The organism is Flavobacteriales bacterium (assembly GCA_016700415.1).
Taxonomy (GTDB): domain Bacteria; phylum Bacteroidota; class Bacteroidia; order Flavobacteriales_F; family PHOS-HE28; genus PHOS-HE28.
Window position 1 is genome coordinate 2,305,339 of record CP065018.1, and the last position, 26,875, is coordinate 2,332,213.

A 26,875-nucleotide genomic window follows, 5' to 3' on the forward strand; every position below is an offset into this window, starting at 1 on the left:
ATTCACCATCAAAGCAGAACGTGACCAGCTCACCACGGACCGGCTCCTCGAGCGGTTCGGCGCGGACGCGGTCACACATGAACGCCTCTACGACACCATGTGCTACGTGGTGCCGAAAGAGAAGATCCACGACGTACTGGCCTTCCTGCGCGACGAGCTCGACTTCAATTTCCTCACTTCCATGTGCGGTATGCACTTCCCCGGCCTGGAACTGGAGCTGGGCACGGTGTACTTCCTGCACAGCATGCGCAACGGGCACCGCATCCGCGTCAAGACGTTCGTCTCGCTGAAGGAGGCCACCCTGCCCACCGCGACCGACCTGTGGCCCACGGCGAACTGGATGGAACGCGAGACCTACGACTTCTTCGGGATCCACTTCAGCGGCCACCCGAACATGAAACGCATCCTCAACATGGATGACTTCCCGGCCTTCCCCATGCGCAAGGACTATCCGCTGGAAGACCCCACACGCGAGGACAAGAACGATACCTTCTTCGGACGATGAGCGAGACCACGGCACGACCGGACCTTTGGAAGGAAGACCACGTGGAGGGCGGCGGCTTGAACGAGCTGACCACGCTCAACCTCGGCCCAACGCACCCTGCCACGCACGGCATCTTCCAGAACGTGCTCACCATGGACGGGGAGATCATCCTCGATACCGAGCAGACCATCGGCTACATCCACCGGGCGTTTGAGAAGATCGCGGAGCGCCGCCCGTTCAACCAGATCACTACGCTCACCGACCGGATGAACTACTGCAGTTCGCCCATCAACAACATGGGTTGGCACATGGCGGTGGAGAAGCTGCTCGGCATCGACCTGCCCAAGCGCGTGGAGTACATGCGCGTGATCGTGATGGAACTGTCGCGGATCACCGACCATATTGTCTGCAACACCATCATCAGCCAGGACGCCGGTGCCACCACACCATTCCTCTACTATTACCAGTGGCGCGAGCGGATCATGAGATCTTTGAGGAGATCTGCGGTGCACGGCTCACCACGAACATGGGCCGCATCGGCGGTTTCGAGCGAAATTTTAGCGACCTCGCCTGGGAGCGTACCCGCGCCATCATCAAAGAGCTGCCCGCAGCGCTGGACGAATTCGACCAGCTGCTGGTGCGCAACCGCATCTTTATGGACCGCACCATCAACTGCGGCCCCTTCCCGGCGGACCGCGCGCTACAGTACGGCTTCACCGGTCCCAACCTGCGGGCCTGCGGCGTGGACTACGATGTGCGCGTGGCCGATCCTTACAGCAGCTACGAGGACTTCGATTTCAAGATCCCCGTTGGGAAGAGCGGCGATGTCTACGACCGCTTCACCGTGCGCCAGGAGGAGATGCGCCAGAGCATTTCCATTATCCGCCAAGCGCTGGAGAAGCTGGACAAGATCGCCGACAAGACCACCTACCACGCCGACGTTCCCGACTGGGTGCTGCCGCCGAAGCAGGAGGTGTACAACGACATGGAGGCGCTGATCTACCACTTCAAGATCGTCATGGGCGAGGTGGAAGTGCCCGTCGGCGAGGTGTACCACTGCGTGGAAGGCGGCAACGGCGAGCTCGGCTTCTACATCGTCAGCGACGGCGGCCGCAACCCGTTCAGGGTCCACTTCCGCCGCCCCTGCTTCATCTATTACCAAGCATTCCCGGAGATCATCAAGGGCGGGATGCTCAGCGATGCCATTCTCACTATGAGCAGCATGAACGTGATCGCGGGGGAACTCGACGCCTGATGGAACACGCCAACAGACCACACACCGCCACCGAAGGCGTCGCGCCTTTCACCTTCAGCGAGGAGGCCCTTGCGGAATGCCGCACCATCCTTGGCCGATACCCGGCCGAGCACAGCAAGAGCGCGCTGATCCCCATCCTGCACATCGCGCAGGCGGAAAATGATGGCTGGCTCAGCGTGCCCGCCATGGACGCCGTGGCCGACCTGCTGAAGATCCAATACATCGAAGTCTACGAAGTGGCCACCTTCTACAGCATGTTCAACCTGCGCCCCGTGGGTAAGCACGTGCTGGAGGTCTGCCACACCGTGCCCTGCATGTTGCGGGGAAGCGACGACGTTATCGCACACATCGAAAAACGCCTTGACATCAAACCGGGCGGCACCACGGAGGACGGGCTCTTCACCCTGAAAACAGCGGAGTGCCTCGGCAGCTGCGGCACCGCGCCCATGTTGCAGTGCGGGGCTAAATACCATGAGCACCTCACGCCGGAAAAGGTCGATGAGCTCATTGAGAAACTCCGTGCGGAGCCGAAACGGAACAACTACACGGACCGATGACCAGTTGTCAGTTGTTTGCAGTGGGCAGTCGGCAGCGGCAGTCGGCAGTGGGTGTCAGCAGTACTCAGCACCCTGTACCAGATACCCTGTACCAGAAACTCCGATCACCAATTCGCATTCCTCTGTTTCTCTGTGCCTCTGTGGTGAAAAAATCTATCCTCTGATGTCCCGCAAACTTCTCTTAGAGCACATCGACAAACCGGGGATCCGCGGACTGGAGGCCTATCGAGCCAACGGCGGGTACCGCAGCGTGGAGAAGGCGTTGAAGTCCATGACACCGGAGGAGGTGTTGGAGGAAGTGAAGAAGAGCGGCCTTCGCGGTCGTGGCGGCGCTGGCTTTCCCGCAGGCCTGAAGTGGAGCTTCCTGGCAAAGCCCGAAGGCGTGCCCCGCCACTTGGTGGTGAACGCCGACGAGAGCGAGCCCGGCACGTTCAAGGACCGCTACCTGATGGAGCGCATCCCCCACCTGCTGATAGAGGGGATCATCCCGAGCTGCTTCGCCATGGGCGCGAACACCTGTTACATCTATATCCGCGGCGAGTACTTCTTCGTCGCGCGGATCCTTGAGCAGGCCATCGCCGAGGCTTACGCGGCCGGCTGGTTAGGCAAGAACATCCTCGGCAGCGGCTTCGACCTCGACGTCCACGTCCATATGGGTGCTGGCGCATACATCTGCGGAGAGGAAACAGCCCTGCTGGAAAGTCTCGAAGGCAAGCGTGGCAACCCGCGCATCAAGCCGCCGTTCCCGGCCGTGAAAGGCGTTTGGGGCAGGCCCACGGTGGTGAACAACGTGGAGACGATCTGCGCGGTGGTGCCCATCGTGAACGACGGCGGCGAGGAGTACGCCAAGATCGGCGTCGGCAAAAGCACCGGCACCAAGCTCATCAGCGCGGGCGGCCACGTGAACAAGCCCGGCGTTTATGAGATCGAGCTCGGCGTTCCGGTGGAGGAATTCCTCAACAGCGATGAATACTGCGGTGGCATCAGCGGTGGAAGGCCCTTGAAAGCCTGCATCCCCGGCGGTAGCTCCGTACCCATTCTGCCTGCTGAACTGCTCTTCCGCACAGCGAAGTTCGAGACGCGCCTGATGACCTACGAGAGTCTCGGCGACGGCGGTTTCCAAACCGGCAGCATGCTCGGATCAGGCGGCTTCTACGTCTTCAACGACACGGCGTGCATCGTGCGCAGCACTTGGAACCACTCACGTTTCTACCATCACGAAAGCTGTGGCCAGTGCAGTCCCTGCCGCGAAGGAACCGGCTGGATGGAGAAGATCCTCTACCGCTTCGAGCACGGCCTCGCCCGCACCGACGACATCGATCTGCTGTGGGATGTGCAGCGGCGCATCGAAGGCAACACCATCTGCCCCTTCGGTGATGCGGCGGCATGGCCCGTGGCCGCTGCCATCCGCCATTTCCGCGACGAGTTCGAATACCACGCCACGCACCCCACCAAGGTGAAGGACCCGAAGCATTTCGAGAAGGAGCCGATGAAGCGGGTGGAGCGGTCGTACGCTGGCTGAGCCCCGTGTTTAGTTGTCAGTTGTCGGTTGTCAGGCTTGCCGCGACGAAACGCTCCTTTCCTGAACTCTGCATTGCAGCCGGACAACTGACAACGAACAACTGACAACCTCTTTGCCGCGTAGTCGCGGTAAAAACTCAGAGCCTGTGCGCCAGCACCACGGACTTCCTGAACTTCTCCACGTTGCCGGCCAAGTCGTACGCCTCCATGTAAATGATGTACGGGCCGATGCGCGCGAGGTCGTTGCCGTCCATCATGCCGTCCCAGGAGACCGCTCCACTGGTGCCCAATAGCTCGTTGTCCATCAGCGTGCGCACTTCGCGGCCTGCGAGATCGAAGACTTTCATGGTGCCTACGAAACCCGGCTCATCGAACTGGTAGGCGATGGTGAGCATGTCCTGGTATCCGTCATTGTCCGGAGAGAAGATGGCGGGGTCGATGGTGATCTTACCCCGTGCCTCCGGCGCCGGGGCATACTGTGAATTTTTATAGCCCGGCGTGGCGAAATTCACATCCTCTGCCGCGCTGTGCCAGTTGCTGTTATCGCTGGTGGGCCGGTCCGGGTCAACGCGTTCCAAGCTCACCCCGTCCACGCTTTTCAGCAGGGCGAACTGGAGGTCGTCGCTGTAGTTGAAGAGGTCGAGGGTATCGCCTGAAGCTCCTAGAAAAACGACCCTTCCACTGCCGTTGTTGAAGGTTGGCAGAGCCATTTGCAACATCCGGTCGGCATGGCCCAAGGGATAATTGGCCAGCACATCGGCCGTGTTGGACGCGATGGCCACATATTGCCCGGGCATCAGCAGGTACGCATCCGCCGTGATCAAACGCTGGTCCGCATTGATATTGGACAATTGCAGCCCGGCCAAACTCACCACCTTCTGCGAGCGGTTGTACAGCTCCACAAAGTCGCTGCCGCTGCCGCGCGGGTCGTACAGGAGCTCGTTGATCACCACATCGCCGGCCATGATCGGTTCCGGCAACGCGAATGTCGCTGTGTTACCAGTGCCGATCGCGTTGCCTGGGCAGTCACTCACCCCGGTAATGGTGATCGTTTGTAACTGGCCTTCCACCAGCTCCGTGGCCAAGGTGAGGCGCACCCGGTCCGGCGCGATCACGGCCACATTGATGATGTCGATAGCTGGGTCGATCACGTATGAGCCCGACAGCAAGGATGCGGCATCCATCGTCTCGCTGAAGAGCAGTTCAACGGTGACGCTGTCGATCACGTATACCTGTGAAAGTGTCGGGGGAACGGTGTCGGTCAAGATCGCGAACACACTGTTCTGCACGCCAGGTGTACCTCCGGCAGATGCCGTGGAGGCTGTCCAATTGCTCACACTTGAGCAAGGCGTGAACGGGTCGATCCGTTCCAACGACCATCCACCACTGCTCTTTGCCGGGTCATTGTACCAGGTGGAGGAATAGGTGACCGCATCGATCGTGACATTGCTGGCATCCCAAAGCTCCATTGCGTCGCCGTCATTGTTCAACGAAGGGAAGGACGGTACGCCGACCACCGTTCCGAAGCCTGTGAACAATGCCGCATTGGATGTGCTGGTCAGGATAACGAAGCCGCCCGGTGTGATCTGCACGGCAGGTAAGGTGCCGACGGAACTGCCATCGGTGATCTTCCAGCCTGTAAGATCGAAGGTCTGGTCGGTGGTGGTATTGAATAGCTCCACGAACTCCGCGTTCGGAAGGCCCACCGCAGGATCCGGGTCCGGCATCAACTCGTTCATGATCACATCACCGGGCATGGCGGGCGTGGTCATGGAGTAAGTGAAGTTCACGGTACCGTTCGCGATGGCATTTCCCGAAAGGTCCTCCACGCCGTTCACAGTGAGGGTGTTCGTGGTACCGTTCTGCATCGCTGATGTAAGAGTGAGATGCACCAGAGCAAGGTTGGATGCATCCCTCGACGCCGCAGCGATACTGTTGAAAGGGATCAAGACGTAGTTATTGGTGTTCTCGGCGGAAGTCTGTTCCACCGGCTCATTGAAGAGCAGGTCCACATGCTGGTCGTCCGTCACTGTTGCGGAAACGATGGCGGGCGCTGTGGTGTCAAGAATGATGGGACCTGCGGTGAAGTCGTCAAAAAAGTGGTTGTTCACCGCGGTTGCTGCTGTGCTCTGCACGATACGAACGCCGAAATAGGAGCTGGTGGTGATGCTCGCATCCGTTGCCGCACCGGCGTTCACGTAGGTGCCCATGTTGCCATCGTCGTAGAACAAAGTCCATTGGTCCGCCGGGTCGCGCGTTACCTTGATGCGGAACGGATTGTCCGTGCTGCTGTTCACGATGCCGTCCGGGCTGGCGACCAACAAACTGGCGGTTCCCCCGCTCATCTTGTTCAGCACCACATGGTCGGCAGTCTCACCGATGCGTACGAAATATCCGTTCGCGGGCGTGGCCAAACTTTGCACGTCGCTCATCAGGTACACGTCCACATAATTCGCTCCGGAGGTCGAGAATTTCAGGTTCACAAAAAACTCCCATTGTGCGTTCGCAGCCAGCGTGGAAGGTGTGCTCAGGTAGTAGGAGGCCGCCAACGGAAGGGGGCCTGTATTCGAGCGCAGCTGCCCGGCATCAACGGTGAACAGCGCGTCATCGCCGCTCCAAGCCGGGTTCGCGGTGAAGTTCCCGTCGCTGAGATCGTCGGTGAACTGGGCCTGTGCGGAAAGGCCGATGAGGAATGCGGCCGCCAAGGGCTGCCAAGTTCGGATCAGGAGGGACATGTGGACCAAGTAAAGGAAGGAAAGGTAGTAGTTTTGTAAGCTGACAAAGAAACAGGGGAAATGAAGGTCGCGGTAGTGGGAGCCACCGGCATGGTAGGCGGTGTGATGCTGCAGGTGCTGGAGGAGCGTTTGGCGGGTCAAGTTGACCTGCTCCTTCCGGTAGCTTCCACAGGCAGTGTCGGGAAAACCGTGCAATTCAAGGGTAAGGAGATATCCGTGATCGGCATGGCCGAAGCGGTGAAAGTCAAGCCTGATCTGGCCCTGTTCTCCGCCGGTGGCGGCACCTCATTGGAATGGGCACCGAAGTTCGCCGAGGCGGGAACGATCGTGATCGACAACAGCAGTGCTTGGCGGATGGATGAAAACAAGCTGTTGGTCGTTCCGGAGATCAATGGCAAACTGCTCGCTTCAGCGGACTTTTCCAAGGGCGGCATTATCGCTAATCCCAATTGCAGCACCATCCAGCTCGTAATGGCCTTGGCCCCCCTGCACGCCCGATACACCGTGGAGCGCGTGGTGGTGAGCACCTACCAGAGCGTCACCGGAACCGGCATGAAAGCCGTGCAGCAATTGGAGGATGAACGCAACGGGCGGGAAGGCGAACGGGCGTATCCCTACCCCATCAACGGCAATGTGCTGGCGCGTTGCGACGAGTTCCTGGACAACGGCTATACTAAGGAGGAGATGAAGCTGACGTGGGAGACGAAGAAGATCCTTGACCCTGCGATCCGCGTTACAGCCACCGCAGTGCGTGTTCCCGTTACCGGTGGCCACAGCGAGGCGGTGAACGTGCAGTTCGCGAACGACTTCGACATCGCCGAGGTGCGCCAGTTGTTGAGCGATGCCCAAGGCATAGAGTTGGTGGACAACCCCGACATGGATGCCTACCCAATGCCACTTCACGCCAAAGGGAAAGACTCCGTTTTCGTGGGACGGTTACGCCGCGATGAAAGCCAGCCCAACACGTTGAACATGTGGGTGGTGGCGGACAACCTGCGGAAAGGTGCGTCCACGAATGCGGTGCAGATAGCAGAGATGCTGGTGGCGAACGGAGTTTTTAAGAAAGCAGAGAAGATCAGCCGATGCTAAGGATTAGCTGATTAGCTGATGGAGGTGCTCGGAGCGGCCATCAGCTAATCGCCACATCAGCTAATCGACCCGGAAGCCCCCGGCTTCTCCGCCTTGCGCATCCGGCGTTCCTCGGAGTTCTGTACGAGGATCAACATCACCACGCCCACGCTGATGGCAGCGTCTGCGATGTTGAACACCGGCCGGAAGAACTCGTACTCCTCACCGCCCCAAATGGGCAGCCAATGCGGGAAATGGCCATGGGCCAAGGGAAAGTAGAACATGTCCACCACGGCACCGTGCAGGAAGGAAGCGTAGCCGCCTTCAATAGGGAAGAGCACCGCCTTTTGGAACGGTGTGCTCGCGTCAAAGATCAGCCCGTAGAACGCGCTGTCTATGATGTTGCCCATGGCACCGGCGAAGATCAACGACAGGCTCACCACGAGCCCTGTTCCGCGCTTGGCCTTGACCGCCTTCCACAAGAGATAGCCGATCCCTACCACGGCCACCATGCGGAAAAGCGTAAGGGCCACCTTGCCGAACTCACCACCGAACTCCAGCCCGAAGGCCATGCCCTTGTTCTCCACGAACTGGAGATAGGCCCATGTGTGCCCTTGCCCGAAAAGCGGGACGGATTCCCCCAAGAAGAAGCCGAGCTTCACCCAGAACTTCAAGGCTTGGTCGGCCACTAGGACCGCCAGAATGATCAGAATGGGACGCTTCACGGAACGAAGGCGGGCCTCAGTTGCTCATTTGCTGCTTGGCCTCGATGCTCAAGGTGGCATGGGGGACCAAACGCAGGCGCTCTTTGCTGATCAACTTACCGGTGACGCGGCAGATGCCGTATGTCTTGTTGCGGATCCGCAGCAGCGCATCCTCCAGGTGTTTGATGAACTTCTCTTGACGACCGGCCAGCTGAGCGGTCTCCTCGCGGCCGAGGGTCTCGCTACCATCCTCGATCATCTTGAACGAGGGGCTGGTGTCCTCCGTACCGTTGTTGTCGGTGTTGGCCAGCGTTTGTTTCAGCAGGTCATAGTCCTTGCGGGCTTCCTCCAGCTTGTTGTTGATGATGCTGCGGAACTCTTCCAGGTCCTGGTCCGTGTATCGGGTCTTGTCGCCGGCTTCCAGCGTGCTCACCTGCTTCTTCACCATGGGCGTGACGCGGGGCATGCTCGGCCCCACACCTTGGGTGACCAGGGGTTTTGCCGGTGCTTTGGGTTCGGGCTTCGCCTTGGCACGCTTTCGCGCTTTCGGCTTGGGTGCCGCTTTGGGGGGTGCTGCTTTGGGGGCGGGTGCCGCTACGACCTTCTTGGCCGGGGCCTTGGGGGCGACCTGCTTGGCAGCGGCTTTCTTCACCGGTTTGGTGGCTGCTACTTTCTTGGCTGGCTTGGCCACGGCTTTCTTTACCGGCTTAGCGGCGGCTTTCTTCACCGGCTTGGTCGCTGCTTTCTTCGCCGCTACCTTCTTGGCAGCGGGCTTTACGGACGTCTTCTTCACGGTCTTCGGAGCTTTCTTCACCGCCTTGGCGGTTGCTTTGGTTTTTACGTTGGCTGCTTTCTTCGCTGGTGCGGCTTTTTTCACCGCAGCCTTCTTAGCTGGAGCAGTCTTTTTCGCCGCTGCCTTTTTGGCGACGGGTTTCTTCGCTGGGGCCTTTGGCGCAACTTTTTTCACGGCCGCCTTTTTCACGGGCTTTTTGACGGCTGGCTTTTTAGCTGCCTTGGAAGTGGGCTTTTTTGTTGCCATTGCAGGACCCCTTTTGAATTTGGTCCGCGAATATAGTCAATTTTGAGGCTCACTTGACCGCTTTGGCCAAGGCCAGCAAGCACTTCCCGGCACCTTCCAGATCCACCTCGACCGGCGTACCGAAGGCAGGGTCCAGTTCCAACACAAGTAGCTGGTTTTCAGCGGTCAACGCCAGCGTTTCGGCCAAAATATGCCCGGCATGCGCCTTCACGGCCTGCTCAAAAGGCCCTCCCCCGTTCCGCTGGATGTGCAGCTCGATCCGGTCCGTCACCTCCAATCCGCTCTCTTTCCGCAGGGTTTGGATGCGGCTCACCAGCTCGCGGGCCATGCCTTCCTGAAACAGTTCATCGTCCAACGTGATGTCCAAGGCCACGGTCAAGCCGCCCTCGGAAGCCACGCTCAGGCCCGGCACGTAATCGGCGGAAATCTCCACTTCTTCCAGTAGGATCTCCAACGGTCCGTCGTCCAGATCGAGCGTGATGCGGCCCTCTCTTTCCAGTTCGGCAATGCGGTCCTGATCGAAACCATTGATGGCGGCAGCGGCCGATTTCATCCGCTTTCCAAGCCGTGCACCGAGCTTCTTGAAGTCGGGCTTGATCTTCTTCGTGAGTTTGCTTTCGCTGGGATCGAGCATCACCAGTTCCTTCACGTTCACTTCGCTGAGCACCAGGTCGCGGATGGCTTCGAGGTCGCTGCGCATGGCATCGTCCAGCGCGGGCACCATCATTTTCCGCAGCGGCTGCCGCACACGGTGGCCTTCCTTCTTGCGGATGGAAAGCACCAGTGAGGTAAGTCTTTGCGCCAATGCCGTGCGCTTCTCCAGCACGGTGTCGATCAAGGACTTATCCGCCTTCGGCCAGTCGCTCAGGTGGACGCTTCCTCCGGTAAGGTCGCGGTAGAGCCGGTCGCTGAAAAAGGGTGCGATGGGTGCGCTGAGCATCGCCACAACTTCGAGGCAGCGGTGCAGCGTTTGGAACGCCGCCAGTTTGTCAGACCCCCGAGCGGAGCCGAGGGGTTCACCTTTCCAGAAGCGGCGTCGGTTCAGGCGGACGTACCAGTTGCTGAGGTCCTCCACCACGAAATCCTGGATGGCGCGTGCGGCCTGCGTGGGCTCGTAGGTGTCGTAGGCTTCCTGGACTTGGACGAGGAGGCTGTTCAAGCGCGAAAGCACCCAGCGGTCCATCTCGGTGCGCTTCGCCATGGGCACCGGGGCGGTCTTCACATCGAAACCGTCGATATTGGCGTAGAGCGCGAAGAAGCCGTAGGTGTTGAAGAGCGCGCGGAAGAATTTGCGCTGCACTTCGGTGATGCCCTCGGCGTCGAACTTCAGGTTGTCCCAGGGCTGCGCGTTGCTGATCATATACCAGCGCACGGCATCGGCCCCGTAGGCGTCCAGCGTCTTGAACGGGTCCACGGCGTTGCCGAGGCGCTTGCTCATCTTCTGGCCGTTCTTGTCCAGCACCAGACCGTTGCTCACCACGGCCTTGTAGGCCACCTGGTCGAACACGAGCGTGCTGATGGCGTGCATGGTGTAGAACCAACCGCGCGTCTGGTCCACGCCCTCGGCGATGAAATCCGCCGGATAGCTCACGTCGAAGGGCGCGTTGAACGGACGCGGATCGTTGGCCTTCAGTTTTTCGTAGTCGAGGCCCCATTGCGCGTAGGGCATGCTGCCGCTGTCGAACCACACGTCAATGAGGTCGCTCTCGCGCTTCATCGGCTTGCCGCCCGGACTTACCAGCGTGATGCGGTCCACGTAAGGTTTGTGCAGATCGATGGCATCATACTGCGCTGCGGAAGGATGTTCCGTGTCGAAGTTCTTAAGCGGATCCTCGGTCATCACACCGGCCTTGATGGCGCGTTCGATCTCCGTTTTCAACTGCGCGAGGGTACCAATGCATAACTCCTCATCGCCATCCGCAGTGCGCCAGATGGGCAACGGGATCCCCCAGTAGCGGCTGCGGCTGAGGTTCCAGTCCTGCAGGTTCTCCAGCCAGTTGCCGAAGCGGCCCGTGCCGGTGCTTTCAGGCTTCCACGTGATGGTCTTGTTCAGCTCCACCATGCGCTCCTTCTTGGCGGTGCTGCGCACGAACCAGCTGTCCAACGGGTAGTAGAGGATCGGCTTGTCGGTGCGCCAGCAATGCGGATAGTTGTGCTCGTACTTCTCCACTTTGAAAGCGCGGCCCATCTCCTTCAGCAGGATGGCGATCTCCACGTCCACGCTCTTCTCCGGCGCGGTGCCATCGGGGTAGTATTCGTTCTTCACATACTTCCCGGCGAAGGAGCCCATCTCCTTGATGAACCGGCCTTGCAGATCAACCAACGTGAGCGATCCGATGCCGTGCTGACGTGCGACGCGCATGTCGTCCGCACCGAAGCTGGGTGCGGTGTGTACCACGCCGGTGCCGTCCTCGGTAGTCACGAAATCGCCGCCGATCACCTTGAATGCGTCGCCGTCATTGGGCTGCGCGAAATCCAGCAATTGCTCGTAGCGGATGCCTTCCAACTGGTGGCCATAGAACTCGCCATCGATGGTCCACGGGATGTTCTTGCCGTCGCCTTTGTAGTCATCGATGGAGGCGTCCTTGTTCTTCTCGTTGAAGTACGCTGAGACGCGCGACTTCGCCAGCACCACGGTGTTCGGCTCGTGCGTGTACGGGTTGAAGGTCTTGATCCGCACATACTCCAACTTCGGCCCAACGGTAAGCGCGGTGTTGCTGGGCAGTGTCCACGGCGTAGTGGTCCAAGCAAGGATGAAAACATCGCCAAATGGATCGGTGAAGAGGAACTCACTGTTCTCATCCTCCTTCACCTTGAACATGGCCACGGCGGTCGTGTCCTTCATCGGCTTGTAGGTGCCGGGCTGATTGAGCTCGTGGCTGCTGAGGCCGGTGCCCGCGGCGGGCGAATACGGCTGGATGGTGTAGCCCTTGTACAAGAGGTCCTTTTCGTGCAGCTGCTTCAACAGCCACCACACGCTTTCGATGTAGGGCGTCTTGTAGGTGACGTAAGGGTGCTCCATGTCGAGCCAGAAGCCGATGCGCTTCGTGAGGTCGTTCCACACGTCGGTGTAGCGCATCACCGCCTCCTTGCACTTGCGGTTGTAATCCTCCACGGAGATGCTCTTGCCGATGTCCTCCTTGGTGATGCCGAGCTCCTTCTCCACACCGAGTTCGATGGGCAGCCCGTGCGTATCCCAACCGGCCTTGCGGTCCACGCGCTTGCCTTGCTGCGTTTGGAAGCGGCAGAAGATGTCCTTGATGGTGCGGGCCATCACGTGGTGGATGCCCGGCAGGCCGTTGGCACTGGGCGGGCCTTCGTAGAACACGAACGGCGGCGCGCCTGCCTGTCCGGTAGGCAGGTCCTTCCGCAGCTCTAAGCTCTGACCGAACGTGTCCTCCGCTTCCCACTGCTTCAGGATATCCGCCGCCAGCTTCGGAAGGTCCAACTCATCGTATTGCGGGAAACGCTTGTCCATGGCGGTTTTTGAAGGGCCACAAAGATAACCCGACGGGCCTGCTGATCGCTCCACTCACCGGTATTGCTGGTAAAACCAAAGTCAAAGGGGAAGAGGCCTGCCCCAATTGCGGGTACCGAAGAGGTCAAATGTGGGGACCTTCGGTATGATCCGCAGCCTCAACGTTGCACCACGACCCGTGATGTGAAGTTGCCGCGCTCCGTAACAACGTTGACCAAGTACACCCCGTTCTGTAACGATGACAGATCGAGTTGATGCTCCAGCCCTGTTGCGATCTCGCTTTGTACCGACCGTCCATCAACCTGAAGCACCGAGATGTATTTCAATTCCTGCTCGCTGTTCATTACCAGCAGGCCACTTGTTGGATTCGGATAGATCCGTAATGCGCTGGATCCGACCGCATCCACACCGTTGGTAGCGTCGATCAAAAACACACACGGTTCCGTGATCACCGGTTGGTTGTAATCGAAGTAGATGTTGGCGATGTTCGTCACACTTTCACCTACCGCGAGACCCTGGCTCGGGTTGATGCTGAATTTCACGAAGCCGTGGCTGCCGGGCTCATTGGCATTGCTGTCCGGGAGCTGGATGTTATCGAACTGGAATACCAACACGCCATTGCTCAGCTGCCAATGGTTGCTATGCGATGCGCTGATGTACTTGACCGTGGCTTGATCCAGATCGCTGCTCAGCGTATCGGTCACACGCACGTTCTCGGCCAAGTAGGTCCCCGTGTTCTGGAAGCGGATGACGTATTCGATCGGTTGTCCGCTCGCCAATTGTGCCGGGCTCATGGCTGCTGGATAAGCGGTCTTGTCGTTGGGGTCGAAGGAGCCTACCACAATGTCGTGCCAATGCGCGCTGTTGTTCGTAGGTGTGGAGTCGTTGGCTGCCTGCAATGCGTTCAGGTCATGATCTATGGCCAAGCCCAAGGGGGCGGCAGCATCCGTGTGCAGTGTTACCGTTGCATTCCATGTTGCTCCGGCAGCCAATGGAACAGTCCAGCTCGCCATATTCCCCGTTTGCGATGCAGGTGCCACGAGGGTTGCGATCCAGGTCTGGTCCGCATCGAAATCGAAGTTGATCGTGGCAATGGTTGCCTCCGTCCCAGCATTCTCTACTTGCACATACACGTTGTTGTTGAACCCCGGCCGGGTGGCATCCGCGTGGATCTCGGCCATCAGATCAAAGACACCCGGAATGGCCTGGTAGCCGATATGGTTTAACGAATCGGATTGCCCCGGAACAATGGTTGCTGAGTAAGCCTGAGTTGTGATACTATGGTAGGGCACCGGACGCCCTTGTACGGTGAACGAACCCGCGCCGACAGGCAGAACATACCTGCCGTTGACATCTCCACTGCTAAGCGTGTGGCCCGGCATGGCCTCCGCTACACCACTCGCAAAAGGTGGCTCACCCGCATCCAGCACCCCATTCCCGTTCATGTCATCGAAGATGATCCCGCTTACTACTTCCGCCGGGAAACAAGCATCGCCAGGGCCGCAGACCATCGGACTGAAACCCAAGTTGGAGTCGTTGCCGCCGGTACCGTAAGGGCCAAGATCCATCGGCTCGTTCGGTAAGCAATTGAGGTAGTTGCCGACGCAATTCAACTGCGTAAGGGATGAAGGCAGCGCGGGTAGGCAGCTCAGTTGATTGTTGTTACATAACAATTGGTACAAGTGTGGCGGCAATTCGGGTAGGCTCGTAAGCTGGTTCTGATCCACCCACATAACACCGAGGTTCGACGGCAATGGAGGTAGAGTGGTCAGGAAGTTATCGGGGACGTGCAGGTAGTACATGGTATCGGGCAACGCGGGAAGGCTGGTAAGCTGGCCGTTCATGCACATAAGCCGATCCAAGTTGGGCGGAAGCGTGGGCAAGCTGGTGATGGGGCAATTGATGGTGCGCAGATCGATCAAGGAAGCAGGTAGCGCAGGCAAACCGGTAAGTGGGCTGTTTTGGATCTGGAGCGAAACCAGTGTGCTGGGCATCGGTGGCAAACTCGCGAGCTGTGTGTTGTCACAGTATAAATATTCCAACGAGTCGGGCAATTCCGGTATGTAGCTCACCGGACTGTTGGTGATGTAAATGGTAGTTACGCTATCAAAGTACTGGATCCCAGACAGGTCGGTCACATTCGTGTTCTCAAAGTTGAGCACCGTAATGAAGGGAGAATTTGAATTGATGGTGTCCAACACATTGCCGGTCATTAGCGAAGGGTACCATTGCTGAAAGAGTGCCACCAACGCGGTATCCGGAATTACGTACTGGGCACGAGCTTGGAATGACAGTGCGCACAACAAAGGGATGGTCAGAAATTTCTTCATGTTGATGTTGAGCCGGATTCTCCGGGAAATGACACCCGTGAGCTGAAGCGGTGGTTTGCGATCCAATTTGAGCCGATCGCAACTTGTGCTGCGCCTGATGGTTGACAACGGCGCGCAATCTAAGGTGAGGTCCTCTATTTCAAACGGGATACCACGACGCTTCCTCATAGCGGAAAGGCAACCGTTCACCGGTACTGCCGGATGATCCCCGTATCAAAGGGTGTCCACCAGCACGCCTTCTTGCGGGGGTACGATGCTGATCTCCGCGAGAGAGGTTGCAAGCCCATCTCACGGAGAAGTGCCGGGAGTGCTGGCCCAGCGAGAAAAAGAAGGCCTTTCTCCTGAATAGAACGATTCCAGATAAGGAGTCGTGACACCTTGCACTTTCAGCCCATTTTTCCCGCAGCTACTTTTGCGGTGGACCAACCGGCGAACTACCGCCAATCCCACGCATGGCACGACAAGGACTCTTCGGCTCTTCGCTCGCTAAGAAGTATTGGATGGCCCTGACGGGCCTTTTCCTTATCACGTTCCTCGCGGTCCACGCCGCGATCAACGCGATGATCTTCTTCAACGACGGCGGCGTGACCTTCAACACCTGGGCGCACTTCATGGGCACCAATCTCATAATCCGAACGATGGAGCTGGTGCTCTTCCTCGGCCTCATCCTCCACGTGGTGGACGGCCTCATGCTCTGGAAGCAGAACCGCGCCGCGCGCCCGAAGGATTATGCGTTTGCCAAGCACAACGCGAACAGCAAGTGGTATTCGCGCAGCATGGGCATCCTTGGCACGTTGATCCTGCTCTTCCTCATCGTCCATCTCTGGCACTTTTGGGTGAAGACGCGCATCCTTACCGGCAGCATGGAGCCTTATGGCGTGGACGCCATCGGTCAGGAGAACCTCTTCGCCTTGATGGCCGACGTGTTCTCCAGTCCGATCGTGATGTTGGTGTACGTGCTGGGCTGCTTCTCGCTGTTCTGGCACTTGCTGCACGGCTTCAAGAGCGCCTTCCAGTCCCTCGGCCTGAACCACCGCAAGTACAACAGTGCCATCGCGTTCTGCGGCGCGGCCTTTTCCATCATCGTCCCTCTCCTCTTCGCTTCCATGCCGGTGAGCATGTACTTGGGCTGGGTGAAATGACCCGGGCCAAGATCGTATTCGCCATAATTGAACCGCAACTGCCATGAGCATCCTCGACGCTAAAGTCCCCGCCGGTCCGATCGAAAAGAAATGGAGCGAGCACAAGGACCATATCCGTTTGGTGAACCCGGCCAATAAGCGCCGCATCGACGTCATCGTGGTGGGCACCGGGCTTGCGGGTGCCTCCGCTGCGGCTTCACTAGCGGAGATGGGCTATAACGTGAAAGCCTTTTGCTTTCAGGACAGTTCGCGCCGCGCGCACAGCATCGCCGCACAGGGCGGCATCAACGCCGCTAAGAACTACCCCAATGACGGCGACTCGGTGTATCGCCTTTTCTACGACACCCTGAAGGGCGGCGACTACCGCGCCCGTGAATCGAACACCTGGCGCTTGGCCGAGGTCAGCGCCAGTATCATCGATCAGTGCGTGGCCCAAGGCGTGCCCTTCGCCCGCGACTACGGCGGACTGCTGGACAACCGTTCCTTCGGTGGCGCGCTCGTGAGCCGCACGTTCTACGCCCGCGGGCAAACAGGGCAACAGCTGCTTCTTGGTGCCTACAGCGCGTTAATGCGCCAAGTGGGCAAGGGCAAGGTGAAGATGTACGACCGCCACGAGATGCTGGACCTGGTTGTTGTGGATGGAAAGGCACGCGGCATCATTGCGCGGAACCTCGTGACCGGTGAGCTGGAACGCCACGGCGCACATGCCGTGCTGCTCTGCACCGGCGGCTACGGCAACGCGTTCTTCCTCAGCACTAACGCCATGGGCAGCAACGTCACCGCTGCATGGAAAGCGCACAAGCGCGGCGCCTACATGGCCAACCCGTGCTACACGCAGATCCACCCGACGTGCATCCCTGTGAGCGGCGACCACCAGAGCAAACTCACGCTGATGAGCGAGAGCCTCCGCAACGACGGCCGCATCTGGGTGCCGAAGAAGCTGGAGGATGCCAAGGCGATCCAGGAGGGCAAGAAGAAAGGCAGCGACATCGCCGAAGACGACCGCGACTACTACCTCGAGCGCCGCTACCCCAGCTTCGGCAACCTCGTGCCGCGCGATGTGGCCAGCCGTGCTGCCAAGGAACGCTGCGACGCGGGCTTCGGAGTGAACAGGACCGGCGAGGCCGTATACCTCGACTTCGCCTCGGCCATCGAACGTTATGGCAAGTCGGAAGCGAATGTCCACCACATCGACAACCCTTCACCGGAGAAGATCCGCGAACTGGGGATGAAGGTGGTAAGTGAGAAGTACGGCAACCTCTTCGACATGTATGAGAACATCGTGGGTGAGAATGCCTATGTGCATGCCATGAAGATCTACCCCGCGGTACACTACACCATGGGCGGCCTGTGGGTGGACTACAACCTGCAGAGCACCGTGCCCGGCATGTACGTGCTTGGCGAAGCGAATTTCAGTGATCACGGCGCGAACCGGCTCGGTGCATCGGCCCTGATGCAAGGCTTGGCGGACGGCTACTTCATCCTGCCATACACCATCGCCGACCAGCTCTCATCGGAGATCCGTACAGGACCGATCAAGACCGACACCGCGGAATTCGTAGAAGCCGAGAAGACCGTGCGTGAGCGCATCGATAAGTTCTTCAGCACGAAAGGCACCGAGCCCGTGGATCACTTCCACAAGCGCCTCGGCAAGGTGATGTGGGAGAAGTGCGGCATGGCGCGCAATGCGAAGGGACTCCAAGAAGGGATCGAGGAGATCCGCAAGATCCGCGAGGACTTCTGGGCGAACGTCCGCGTACCGGGCAAGCCGAATGAATTTAACCAAGAACTGGAAAAAGCAGGTCGCGTCGCCGATTTCCTGGAGCTGGGCGAACTGATGTGCATGGATGCACTGAACCGCAACGAAAGCTGCGGTGGCCACTTCCGGGAGGAATACCAGACCGAGGAGGGCGAAGCGCTACGCGACGACGACAACTACGCATACGTGGCCGCTTGGGAATGGAAGAACGATCCCGGCAGCGAAGTGATGCACAAGGAGGAGCTGACGTTCGATGCGTTGAAATTGTCGCAACGTTCATACAAATAGAAGTAGCGCCGGCCGCGAAGCCGACCTCAACAAATACCAAGGCAAATGGGCAATATGAAATTGACATTGAAGATCTGGAGGCAGGCAGGCCCGGACGCCAAAGGCGCCATGGTGGACTACCCCGTCACCGACATCTCCGAGGACATGTCCTTCCTCGAAATGCTCGATGTGCTCAACGACAAGCTGGTGCGTGAAGGGCAGGAACCGATCGCCTTCGACCACGATTGCCGGGAAGGCATCTGTGGCGCGTGCAGCCTCTTCATCGACGGGCGACCGCACGGCCCGAGCCGCCACATCACCACCTGCCAACTGCACATGCGCAAGTTCAAGGATGGCGATGTGATCCACGTGGAACCTTGGCGCGCCGGTTCATTTCCGGTGATCAAGGACTTGGTGGTGGACCGCGGCGCGTTCGACCGCATCCAGGCCGCCGGTGGCTTCGTGAGCGTGAACACCATGGGCAAGCTCGTGGATGCCAACGCACAGCCCATCGCCAAACTGAGCTCGGACAAAGCGTTCGACGCTGCCGCCTGCATTGGCTGCGGTGCCTGCGTAGCCGCCTGCCCGAACAGTTCCGCCATGCTCTTCGTGGCCGCCAAAGTGAGCCAGTACGCCCTGCTGCCACAAGGCCGCCCTGAAGCAAAGGAGCGCGCCCTCAACATGGTGGAGCAGATGGACAAGGAAGGCTTTGGTAATTGCACCAACATCGGCGCTTGCGAGATCGAGTGCCCGAAGGATATCTCGCTGGAGAACATCGCACGGTTGAACCGCGAATATTTGGGGGCGAGCGTGACGAAGGAGTGAGCGGGTTCACTTCACCCGCCTCAACGCTTGCTTCGGCGTAAGCACGGGCACCAACTTTTGCTGCTTGAAGTCCTTGTCGTTGCTTACGATGGCGTCGATAGGGCCTGAAACAACAGCAGCATGGAACTGGATGGCATCCTCAATGTCGGTCCACTCGTTGTTGATACCGGCACTCAGTTCTGTCGCTGTTACTTGAGCGACCTCCATATGTGGCAAGATCTTGTTCAGTCGACCGATGATCAATTCACGGGGCAGCTTGTACCGCTGCAAGGAATAGATCATGGTCATCACGGAAGCGGCGGTAACAACGAGTTCCACTTGACCCAAGAGACCTTGCTTCACCAACCGGAACGAATCCCTGTGCGAGGGTCGTTCCTCTTCGAACAGGTCGAAGAGGACGTTCGTGTCAAGGAAGAACCTCATTCCTTCTTTGAAGCTTTCTTCTTCGGCTTGTACCCATATGCATAGGCCAGTCGAGGATCTTCCTCTAAGTCCTTGATGGAGATCTTCCCTGAAAGCCACGTCCCCATCTCTTCGAGCCAAGCGAAATCGTCCTCCTTAGCCTTCTCCTTCTTCTCCAACTCTTCCACCAGCTCGTCCACAATGGCGCTCATGGGCTTGGCCCGGCGCGCACCCGCTTTCCTCAGCATCGCCACGGTGCGTTGGTTCAGACTGAGAGTGACCTTCTTCTTCATGGTCCATCAAAGATACGTACAATGGTAGTCGCTATACATACACCGTCCGCTTCGTAGCTTCGACCCGATGTCACTGAAAAGCAAGCTCCCCAACGTCGGCACCACGATCTTCTCCGTGATGAGCAAGCTGGCGCAGGAGAGCGGTGCGATCAACCTCAGCCAAGGCTTTCCGGATTTCCCGATCGATGAGAAGCTGAGCGAACTGGCGCATGCCGCTATGAGGTCGGGCCATAATCAGTACGCGCCCATGCCCGGGTTGCCCGCGTTGCGCGAAGCGATCGTTGCGAAAGTGGAGCGCCTCTATGACTTCAGCTATGATCCGGACACGGAAGTCACCGCTACCGCCGGGGCCACGCAGGCGTTGTTCACCGCGATAGGCGCGATCGTTCAGCCTGGGGACGAAGTGGTCATCATCGATCCCGCTTACGACTGCTATGCGCCTACGGTGGAACTCTTCGGCGGCACGCCGGTGCATGTGCGCTTGGGCAACGACATGAAGTTCGATGCGGGGGCGTTGCGCCAAGCGATAACGCCGAAAACGCGCGTGCTGATGATCAACACGCCTCACAACCCGGCGGGCACCATCCTGCGCGATGCGGACATGCGCGCGATCGCCCAGATCCTGCGCAGCACCGACATCATCCTCATAAGCGACGAGGTTTACGAGCACTTGGTCTTCGACGGTGAGCAACATGCCTCCGCGATCCGCTATCCGGAGCTGCGCGATCGTGCCTTTGTCGTGTTCAGCTTCGGCAAGGTGTTCCATGCCACCGGCTGGAAAATGGGCTATATCCTTGCGCCGAAAGCCCTGATGGCAGAGTTCAGGAAAGTGCATCAGTTCAACGTCTTCAGCGTGAACACGCCGATGCAATATGCACTGGCGGAATACCTGAGGGACCCATTGCACTACGAAGCACTCCCTCAGTTCTACCAGGCCAAGCGCGACCGTTTTCTCATCGGTTTGCGCGCATCGCCGTTCGAGCCGTTGCCTTGCGAAGGCAGCTATTTCCAGCTTGCGGATTACAGCAAGATCAGCGGCGAGTCCGACCTTATTTTCGCGAAGCGCTTGGCCACGGAACATGGCGTGGCTGCGATCCCGCTCAGCCCGTTCTACAAGGACCCGCCGCCGGGCCAGCGCCTGCTCCGGTTCTGCTTCGCGAAGCAGGATGAAACGTTGGACAACGCCATTGAAAAGCTATGCGCGATCTAAGAGTGACACTCGTACAAAGCATGCTCCATTGGGAGAATGCGACCGCCAACCGGGCCTTGTTCGCCGGTAAGTTGGAAAGGCTGAAAGGCAGCACTGACCTCTGTGTGCTACCTGAGATGTTCACTACCGGCTTCACTATGAACACCGCCTTGGCCGAGACGATGGATGGCAAGACCGTGCACTGGATGAAGGAGCAAGCCGCGCACACGGATGCTGCGGTCTATGGAAGCGTGATCATCGCTGAAGATGGAAAGACCTTCAATCGCGGTCTTTTCGTCACACCGGGCGGCAGCGTTACGCACTACGACAAACGGCACTTGTTCCGCTTCGCGAAGGAGACGGACCACTTCAACCCCGGCCGGGACCGCGTGGTTGTGGAGTGGCGCGGATGGCGCATCCTGTTGCAGATCTGCTTCGACCTGCGCTTTCCAGTTTTTGCGCGCAACAAGGGCGATTACGATGCTGCGCTATACGTGGCGAACTGGCCCGAAGCACGCAGTTATCCATGGAGCCAACTGCTGATCGCGCGCGCCATTGAGAACCAGTGCTACGTGGTGGGCGTGAACCGCGTGGGCATGGACGGCAAGGGCATCCATTACACCGGAGATAGCGTGATGATCGATCCCAAGGGGCAAGTGATTGCCTCATGCAAACCGGCCAACGACTGCATCACACATGCCGCGTTCGATGCGGTCGCATTGATGGACTTCCGGGAGAAATTCCCGGTGGGGATGGAAACGGACGGCTTCGACCTGAAGCCCTGATCAGCGCAGCACCTGCACGTGGCCCAGACGGCTCTGTTCGAATCCGAGATGGCCATCGGTATTCTCGATCAGGCGGTAAATGACCCGGAAGGCATAGACCTCGTTCGGCACCTGTTGCCCATTGATGGTGCCGTCCCAGCCCGTGTTGACGTCCGTGGAATGGAAGACCACGCCGCCCCAGCGGTCGAACACGTACATCTCATACTCCCCGATGTTGTTCCCCACGGGAAGCCACACATCGTTGCGTCCGTCACCGTTCGGCGTGAAGGTGTTTGGAATGAAGATCGTGGGCCGGCAGAACTCGTTCACCATCGCACTGTCCGTCAACGAGCAACCAAAGGCATTGGTGATGGTCACGCTTCTCCATCCGTAGCCGTTCGCATGCACGAGCGGGGTGGTTTGTCCGTCGTTCCACAGAAAAATGCTTCCGGGATTCCCGGCGTCGATATCCACGTAGTGCGGGTCCTCGTCCAGACAGGTGAAATACTGGTGCGTGGACAAGCGGTCCGGGATAGGGTTGAAGATCACATGGATCTCATCAGAGGTGCTGCAATACCCGTTGCTCACGTCCACGGAATAGGTGCCCGTAGTGCCCACCGGAATGGTGCGCGATGTGGCCCCATTGCTCCACAAATAGGTCTGGCCTGGGTTGCCCGCGTCCAACAGGAGCCATTCGCCGGAGCACAGCACGGAGTCCGTGCCCAGTTCCACCACGGGCGGGCTGACGAAGGTCGCATCAGCATCATAGCTGGCCTCGCATCCATTAGCGCCGGTGATCGTTACAGCGTACTGGCCATGGGCCGACACCGTGATCACCTGAGCTGTCTGTCCGGAACTCCAGGCATAGGTAGCACCAGGGTTTCCTGCGTCGAACGTGGTCGTTTGTCCGATACATGCGGTTTGATCGGTAAGGTTGTCCACCGGCGCGGGATTGAAGGTCACCACGGCCGTGTCGGAGTCCGTGCAGTAACCGTTCGTCGCGTTCAAGATATAGGTGCCGCTGGCATCGACGATCAACACCGAAGTGGTATCACCGGTGTTCCACAGATAGTGGACGGGGGCTGGTCCCGCGTCCAGTGCCGCCTGTTCGCCAGCGCATCGCTCGAGGTCCGGTCCGAGATCCACGGAGACCCTCGGCATCAGTACCACCACGGCATCAAATTCAGCGGAGCAGTTCTGCGGCGTTGTCACCGTGACGGAATAGGTTCCGCTGGTCAAGGGAACGATGCCGGCGGATGTTTCTGCCGTGCTCCACAGATAGGTACTGCCCGGATTTCCCGCGCTCAACGTCGGGGGCGTAAGCTCGCAGGAAGTCACGTCCTGCAACATGTCCACGGGATCAGGGTCGAGCGAAATGTGCATGGCGTCCACCGCTTGGCAGCCTGCGGGCGTGGTGACGGTGGCGCTGTAGGTCCCGGTCGCATTGACGGTGATCTGGCCGGTGGTCGCTCCCGTGTTCCACACCACACTGTTCCCCGCATTGCCAGCATCGAGCACATGCTCGGTGACGCCGCATAAGGCCACATCCGGGCCAAGGTCCACGACGGGCAACGGATCGAACGAGACGAAGACGGTCATGATCGCTTGGCAAGCATGTGTATCGGTGATCGTGGCCGTGTATTGACCCGCCTGCGTCACGGAGATGGTCTGTGTGGTCTCGTTGGTGTTCCAGTCGTAGGTGGAACCGGGGAAACCCGCGTTCAGCACCAAAGACTGCCCTGCGCAAGCGCTCACGTTCGCGGGCTCGATGAGGTTATCAAAGGCCACGGTGATCGTGGTGGAGTCCACTATGCTACAACCGTTCTGGTCCGTCAGGGTTACCACATAGGTTGTAGTGGTGTCCAGCAGAATGGTCGGTGCGGCGATGTTGTCCGCGTTCAAATGACCGGTCGGGGACCAGTTGATCTGATAGGGCGCGGTGAGGTTGTGCGCGATGTGCAGTTGCATACCTAATGCCGAGCAGACCGTGGTATCATGCGTCAGCTCCACCGAATAGGCCGGGTTCACGTTCACGGTTACTTGCGTGCTTTGTGCGCATCCGGTCTGGGTATCCGTCACCGTGCAGATGAATGTGGTCGTGTCGTTGGGCGTAGCCGTGGTATTGGCGGCAATAGGGTCTTGAACGATCCCGGCAGGCGACCAGGAAATGGAGTATGGCGCAGTGGAAACAATGTTGGTGGAAAGCCCTACCTGCTCCCCGTGACAGAGGGTGAGTTCGGTGGCTGTTGCGGTTGTCGAGGTCAAGCCGCTCACCCCCACCATCACATCCTCCGTATCGGTGCAACCCAAGGAGCTTGTAGCGGAAACGGTATAGTTGGTCGTCGTTGCCGGAGTGGCCACGGGGTTCGCAACGCTGGCGGAATTGAGGCCGGTGGCCGGTGCCCATGACCAGGAGATGCCCGACCCGGAAGTTGTTTGTGCCTGTAGCTGGGTACCGGCGACCCCGCAACGCGTGGTATCACTGATGGGCAGAATGCTGAAGGCGGGCGCCACCGTGACCCGAACGGAATCCACATAGGTGCATCCGGACGCATTGCTCACTTCCGCCTTGTACCAGACGTCGCTCGTCGGGTGCGCGGTGGGTGACACGCTGTTGCCTGAGCTCAATGTGGCCGAAGGGGTCCATGTGAGCGGTTCCACGGGATCCTCGTACCGGGTGATGAGCATATTGTCCATGCACCAGTTGTCCTGGCCCGCCCCTGAATTCGCCAATTGCCTCCAGCGCAGCCGGGTGCTGACTGCGATGGCGCCCAATGCGGGTACGGCCACGTCCATCTGCGTCAAGGAGGGGTATGCGTTCTCGATGAAGGTGGCCAGCACGGTCCACGTAGTACCGTTCGTACTGTATTCGAGCACAACGTCCTCTCCTGGATCGGCATCGTCGCAGGGGGCGGAACCCGAAGCGATCTTCAGGGCGAAATGCGCCATGCCCCCATGGCTCAGGTCCATCGGAGGAGATGTCGCCTGGCGGGAACCGGCCCCGTTGAAATAGAGTGCCGTGCCCGATACGGAGCCACATGCCGCACTGGCACTGGCACCCGTCATGTTTTCCCACCAAGGTGCCAGACCGCCTTCAAAAGCATCCGCAAAGAGGACACGCTCCACCTCGGCATGAAGCACCGTGCCGTTCCCAGAACAGATCGTGTCATCGGAGACCGTGGTGCGCAAGGAGAAAATGGTGCTGGGCTCCACGGTGACGAACACACTGTCCACAGCGGAGCCGCAGCCCACAGGGCTTGATACCTGCAATTTGTACCATGTGTCCGCACTGGGATAGGCCACAGGGTCCGGAATGTTGGGGTCGGATATCTGGGCCGAGGGGCTCCAGCTCAGGTCGAACCATTGCGCATCAAGGATGGAACCCGTGCTAAGCTGCACCGAGGTGAACTGACAGACTGAAGTGGTAGCGGCACCATTCACGGCGAGGTTCAACTGCGGCTGCACAGGCAGGCCCACTTGGAACTCAAAATGCTTCGGGCAGCCACTCGGTGAAAGTTCCCCATCGACGCGGTAGACATCATTGTGGTCCGGGGTGAACGTATAGCTGTTGCCCGTGGTCAGTACCGTGGAGGGGTCGCTCGCGGTGGTCCATTGCGCATTCGCCAACACGATCGGCGAGGCCAATGTGATGGGGCCAGACGAGCAGATCACGGAGTCCTGGGTGCTCGGGACTACCATGTTGTTGGAGAGACCGTACATGTAGCTCTCGCCGGATGCCAAGCCATAGGCATAGGCCAGGAACCCGGTAGCGGAACTAAGCCGGTGCGTGCCGGCCGTGATGAAGATCTTGGCGTAAGAAATGCCCGCGCAAGCGGGATAGGTGCTGAACATCGCGGCAGACACAGGGCTTCCGTCCAACATCAATTGTGAGACCGCACCGGTGGGTGTCACCACGCTGACGAAGTGGCCAATGACGGACTGTGTGGAGAACAACGTGGTCCACTGGACGGAGGTGCTCATCCGGTCGTCCGGCATTAACATCAACAAGGAGGGATCACCGATCCCTGCGCAGGTCTGGCCTTGCATCATTTGGGTGACGCTGATGGGCTTGTCACCGTTGATGCAGACCGGTTGAACTGTGTTGAGCACCTGATGGGATCCCCCGGCGTTCAGGTTGATCGGAACTCCGCCGTCCACGGTCACCAAGGTGTTGTCCTCGCTCGCGAGAATGCGGTATCCCCATGCGGTCAAGTTTCCTAAAGGGACCGTATGGAAGGCCGTTCCCCATGTATTGACAGGGGTCATCTGTTCGTTCGCATGGTCACATGCCGCACAGTTCACCACCGCGCACATGCTTCCCCCAAAGACCGCGAAAGGCCGGCACGGGCCGCTCGTAGCAGTACCCTCTACCAAGGTGCCGGTAAGGTCCGCAAGGCCATTGAGCGCCTGCACCTGATAGGTCTGCCCCGCATCCAAGTTCACCGTGAAAGGGACGTTGGGCGCATGGCCGGCCGTGGTGGTGGTGGTGGGCGTGATGTTCACCGAGGTACCGTCCTGAGTGGCCACGATAAGCAGCTCACTACGGAAGATATAGGTGCCGTTAGGAAATGCCGTGGAGGTGCCTGGCAAGGCATCCACCCGATAGGAAGTGCCCAGACCGTTCACGGGCATTACCTGTGTCGCATCGGTGGTCTGGTTCTGATAGTTGACGGCTGTCACTGTGACGGGGGCCACCGAGGTGATATGCACACCGCGGTCCAGTACGGTCTCCGACCCGGTGACCTCATAGATGTTGGGAACGGTCACTGAGGTCACGCCGTTCGCTGCAACCGTGAAGGGCGTGCTCCAGCCAGCCAGGGGAACGCTCACCGTGCCCGAGGTGGCCTGTGCCGAGGCGATCTTCACCGAGAGCTGCTGCGTGCCGGAGGCATTCTGCATAAAGCCCAACCAGAACTCGCGGCCGCGTGTGTCCAATTGTTCCGCCTGCGCCGAGGCGACAGTCGCAACAAGCAGCAAGAGGACACTGAGCAGTGGACGCATGCAGGGATGATTCAAAATCGGGGCCGACTTAGGATTTTCGACGCCTTGTTACGGGAGTGACG

At 59.2% G+C, this 26,875-nt stretch carries 17 protein-coding genes and 1 pseudogene; 10 read left to right on the forward strand and 8 right to left on the reverse strand.

Translation table 11 applies throughout. The annotated features are described in order from the left end of the window. The first annotated feature begins 97 nt into the window (after positions 1-97). The 4 genes and pseudogenes from IPP95_09650 to nuoF all read left to right on the forward strand — a co-directional run bounded on the left by IPP95_09650 (position 98) and on the right by nuoF (position 3,818). Positions 98-505 (forward strand): NADH-quinone oxidoreductase subunit C, encoded by a 408-nt coding sequence (locus tag IPP95_09650; protein ID QQS74244.1) that lies wholly within the window; start codon positions 98-100, stop codon positions 503-505. Continuing rightward, positions 502-1,739: pseudogene (locus tag IPP95_09655) on the forward strand (NADH-quinone oxidoreductase subunit D). Before IPP95_09650 ends, IPP95_09655 begins: the two are co-directional and overlap by 4 nt. Continuing rightward, the gene (gene nuoE, locus IPP95_09660; protein QQS71453.1) at positions 1,739-2,296 is read left to right on the forward strand and encodes an NADH-quinone oxidoreductase subunit NuoE; all 558 of its coding nucleotides are present in this window, start codon (positions 1,739-1,741) and stop codon (positions 2,294-2,296) included. Before IPP95_09655 ends, nuoE begins: the two are co-directional and overlap by 1 nt. A gap of 163 nt (positions 2,297-2,459) precedes the next feature. Further along, complete coding sequence (gene nuoF / locus IPP95_09665) at positions 2,460-3,818, forward strand: NADH-quinone oxidoreductase subunit NuoF (protein ID QQS71454.1); 1,359 nt, start codon at positions 2,460-2,462, stop codon at positions 3,816-3,818. Between the two features lie 136 nt (positions 3,819-3,954). On the opposite strand, the gene IPP95_09670 is transcribed toward nuoF, so the two are convergent. Further along, a complete protein-coding gene (locus IPP95_09670; protein QQS71455.1) occupies positions 3,955-6,552 on the reverse strand; it encodes a lamin tail domain-containing protein in 2,598 nt (865 codons plus the stop codon). Between the two features lie 60 nt (positions 6,553-6,612). Here IPP95_09670 and IPP95_09675 point away from each other — a divergent pair, with 60 nt between their 5' ends. Continuing rightward, a complete protein-coding gene (locus tag IPP95_09675; GenBank protein ID QQS71456.1) occupies positions 6,613-7,641 on the forward strand; it encodes an aspartate-semialdehyde dehydrogenase in 1,029 nt (342 codons plus the stop codon). Positions 7,642-7,697: 56 nt separating this feature from the next. Here IPP95_09675 and IPP95_09680 read toward each other — a convergent pair whose 3' ends face one another. From IPP95_09680 to IPP95_09695, 4 genes are all read right to left on the reverse strand, one after another. Further along, on the reverse strand, positions 7,698-8,345 hold the full coding sequence (locus tag IPP95_09680) for a lipoprotein signal peptidase (GenBank protein QQS71457.1): 648 nt from the start codon (positions 8,343-8,345) through the stop codon (positions 7,698-7,700). Positions 8,346-8,361: 16 nt separating this feature from the next. Further along, the gene (locus IPP95_09685) at positions 8,362-9,363 is read right to left on the reverse strand and encodes a TraR/DksA family transcriptional regulator (GenBank protein QQS71458.1); all 1,002 of its coding nucleotides are present in this window, start codon (positions 9,361-9,363) and stop codon (positions 8,362-8,364) included. Between the two features lie 49 nt (positions 9,364-9,412). Then, on the reverse strand, positions 9,413-12,841 hold the full coding sequence (locus IPP95_09690; protein QQS71459.1) for an isoleucine--tRNA ligase: 3,429 nt from the start codon (positions 12,839-12,841) through the stop codon (positions 9,413-9,415). Positions 12,842-12,999: 158 nt separating this feature from the next. Next, positions 13,000-15,171, reverse strand: coding sequence for a T9SS type A sorting domain-containing protein (locus IPP95_09695; protein QQS71460.1), 2,172 nt, complete (start codon positions 15,169-15,171; stop codon positions 13,000-13,002). Between the two features lie 452 nt (positions 15,172-15,623). On the opposite strand from IPP95_09695, the gene IPP95_09700 reads away from it, so the two are divergent. The 3 genes from IPP95_09700 to IPP95_09710 are packed head-to-tail and all read left to right on the forward strand — an operon-like array spanning position 15,624 to position 19,164. After that, on the forward strand, positions 15,624-16,313 hold the full coding sequence (locus IPP95_09700) for a succinate dehydrogenase cytochrome b subunit (GenBank protein QQS71461.1): 690 nt from the start codon (positions 15,624-15,626) through the stop codon (positions 16,311-16,313). Positions 16,314-16,356: 43 nt separating this feature from the next. Beyond that, a complete protein-coding gene (locus IPP95_09705) occupies positions 16,357-18,360 on the forward strand; it encodes a fumarate reductase/succinate dehydrogenase flavoprotein subunit (protein ID QQS71462.1) in 2,004 nt (667 codons plus the stop codon). A gap of 54 nt (positions 18,361-18,414) precedes the next feature. Then, on the forward strand, positions 18,415-19,164 hold the full coding sequence (locus tag IPP95_09710; protein ID QQS71463.1) for a succinate dehydrogenase/fumarate reductase iron-sulfur subunit: 750 nt from the start codon (positions 18,415-18,417) through the stop codon (positions 19,162-19,164). 6 nt (positions 19,165-19,170) lie between these two features. Here IPP95_09710 and IPP95_09715 read toward each other — a convergent pair whose 3' ends face one another. Both IPP95_09715 and IPP95_09720 read right to left on the reverse strand, forming a co-directional pair. Beyond that, a complete protein-coding gene (locus tag IPP95_09715) occupies positions 19,171-19,587 on the reverse strand; it encodes a type II toxin-antitoxin system VapC family toxin (GenBank protein QQS71464.1) in 417 nt (138 codons plus the stop codon). Further along, complete coding sequence (locus IPP95_09720; protein QQS71465.1) at positions 19,584-19,859, reverse strand: hypothetical protein; 276 nt, start codon at positions 19,857-19,859, stop codon at positions 19,584-19,586. Before IPP95_09720 ends, IPP95_09715 begins: the two co-directional genes overlap by 4 nt. 67 nt (positions 19,860-19,926) lie before the next feature. Between IPP95_09720 and IPP95_09725 the strand changes: the two genes are divergently transcribed. Both IPP95_09725 and IPP95_09730 read left to right on the forward strand, forming a co-directional pair. Then, positions 19,927-21,069, forward strand: a complete 1,143-nt coding sequence (locus IPP95_09725) for an aminotransferase class I/II-fold pyridoxal phosphate-dependent enzyme (protein ID QQS71466.1) — start codon at positions 19,927-19,929, stop codon at positions 21,067-21,069. Continuing rightward, positions 21,057-21,833: an amidohydrolase gene (locus IPP95_09730; protein ID QQS71467.1), complete on the forward strand. Its 777-nt coding sequence runs from the start codon at positions 21,057-21,059 to the stop codon at positions 21,831-21,833. Before IPP95_09725 ends, IPP95_09730 begins: the two co-directional genes overlap by 13 nt. On the opposite strand, the gene IPP95_09735 is transcribed toward IPP95_09730, so the two are convergent. Beyond that, positions 21,834-26,813, reverse strand: a complete 4,980-nt coding sequence (locus IPP95_09735; protein ID QQS71468.1) for a T9SS type B sorting domain-containing protein — start codon at positions 26,811-26,813, stop codon at positions 21,834-21,836. Positions 26,814-26,875 lie beyond the last annotated feature (62 nt).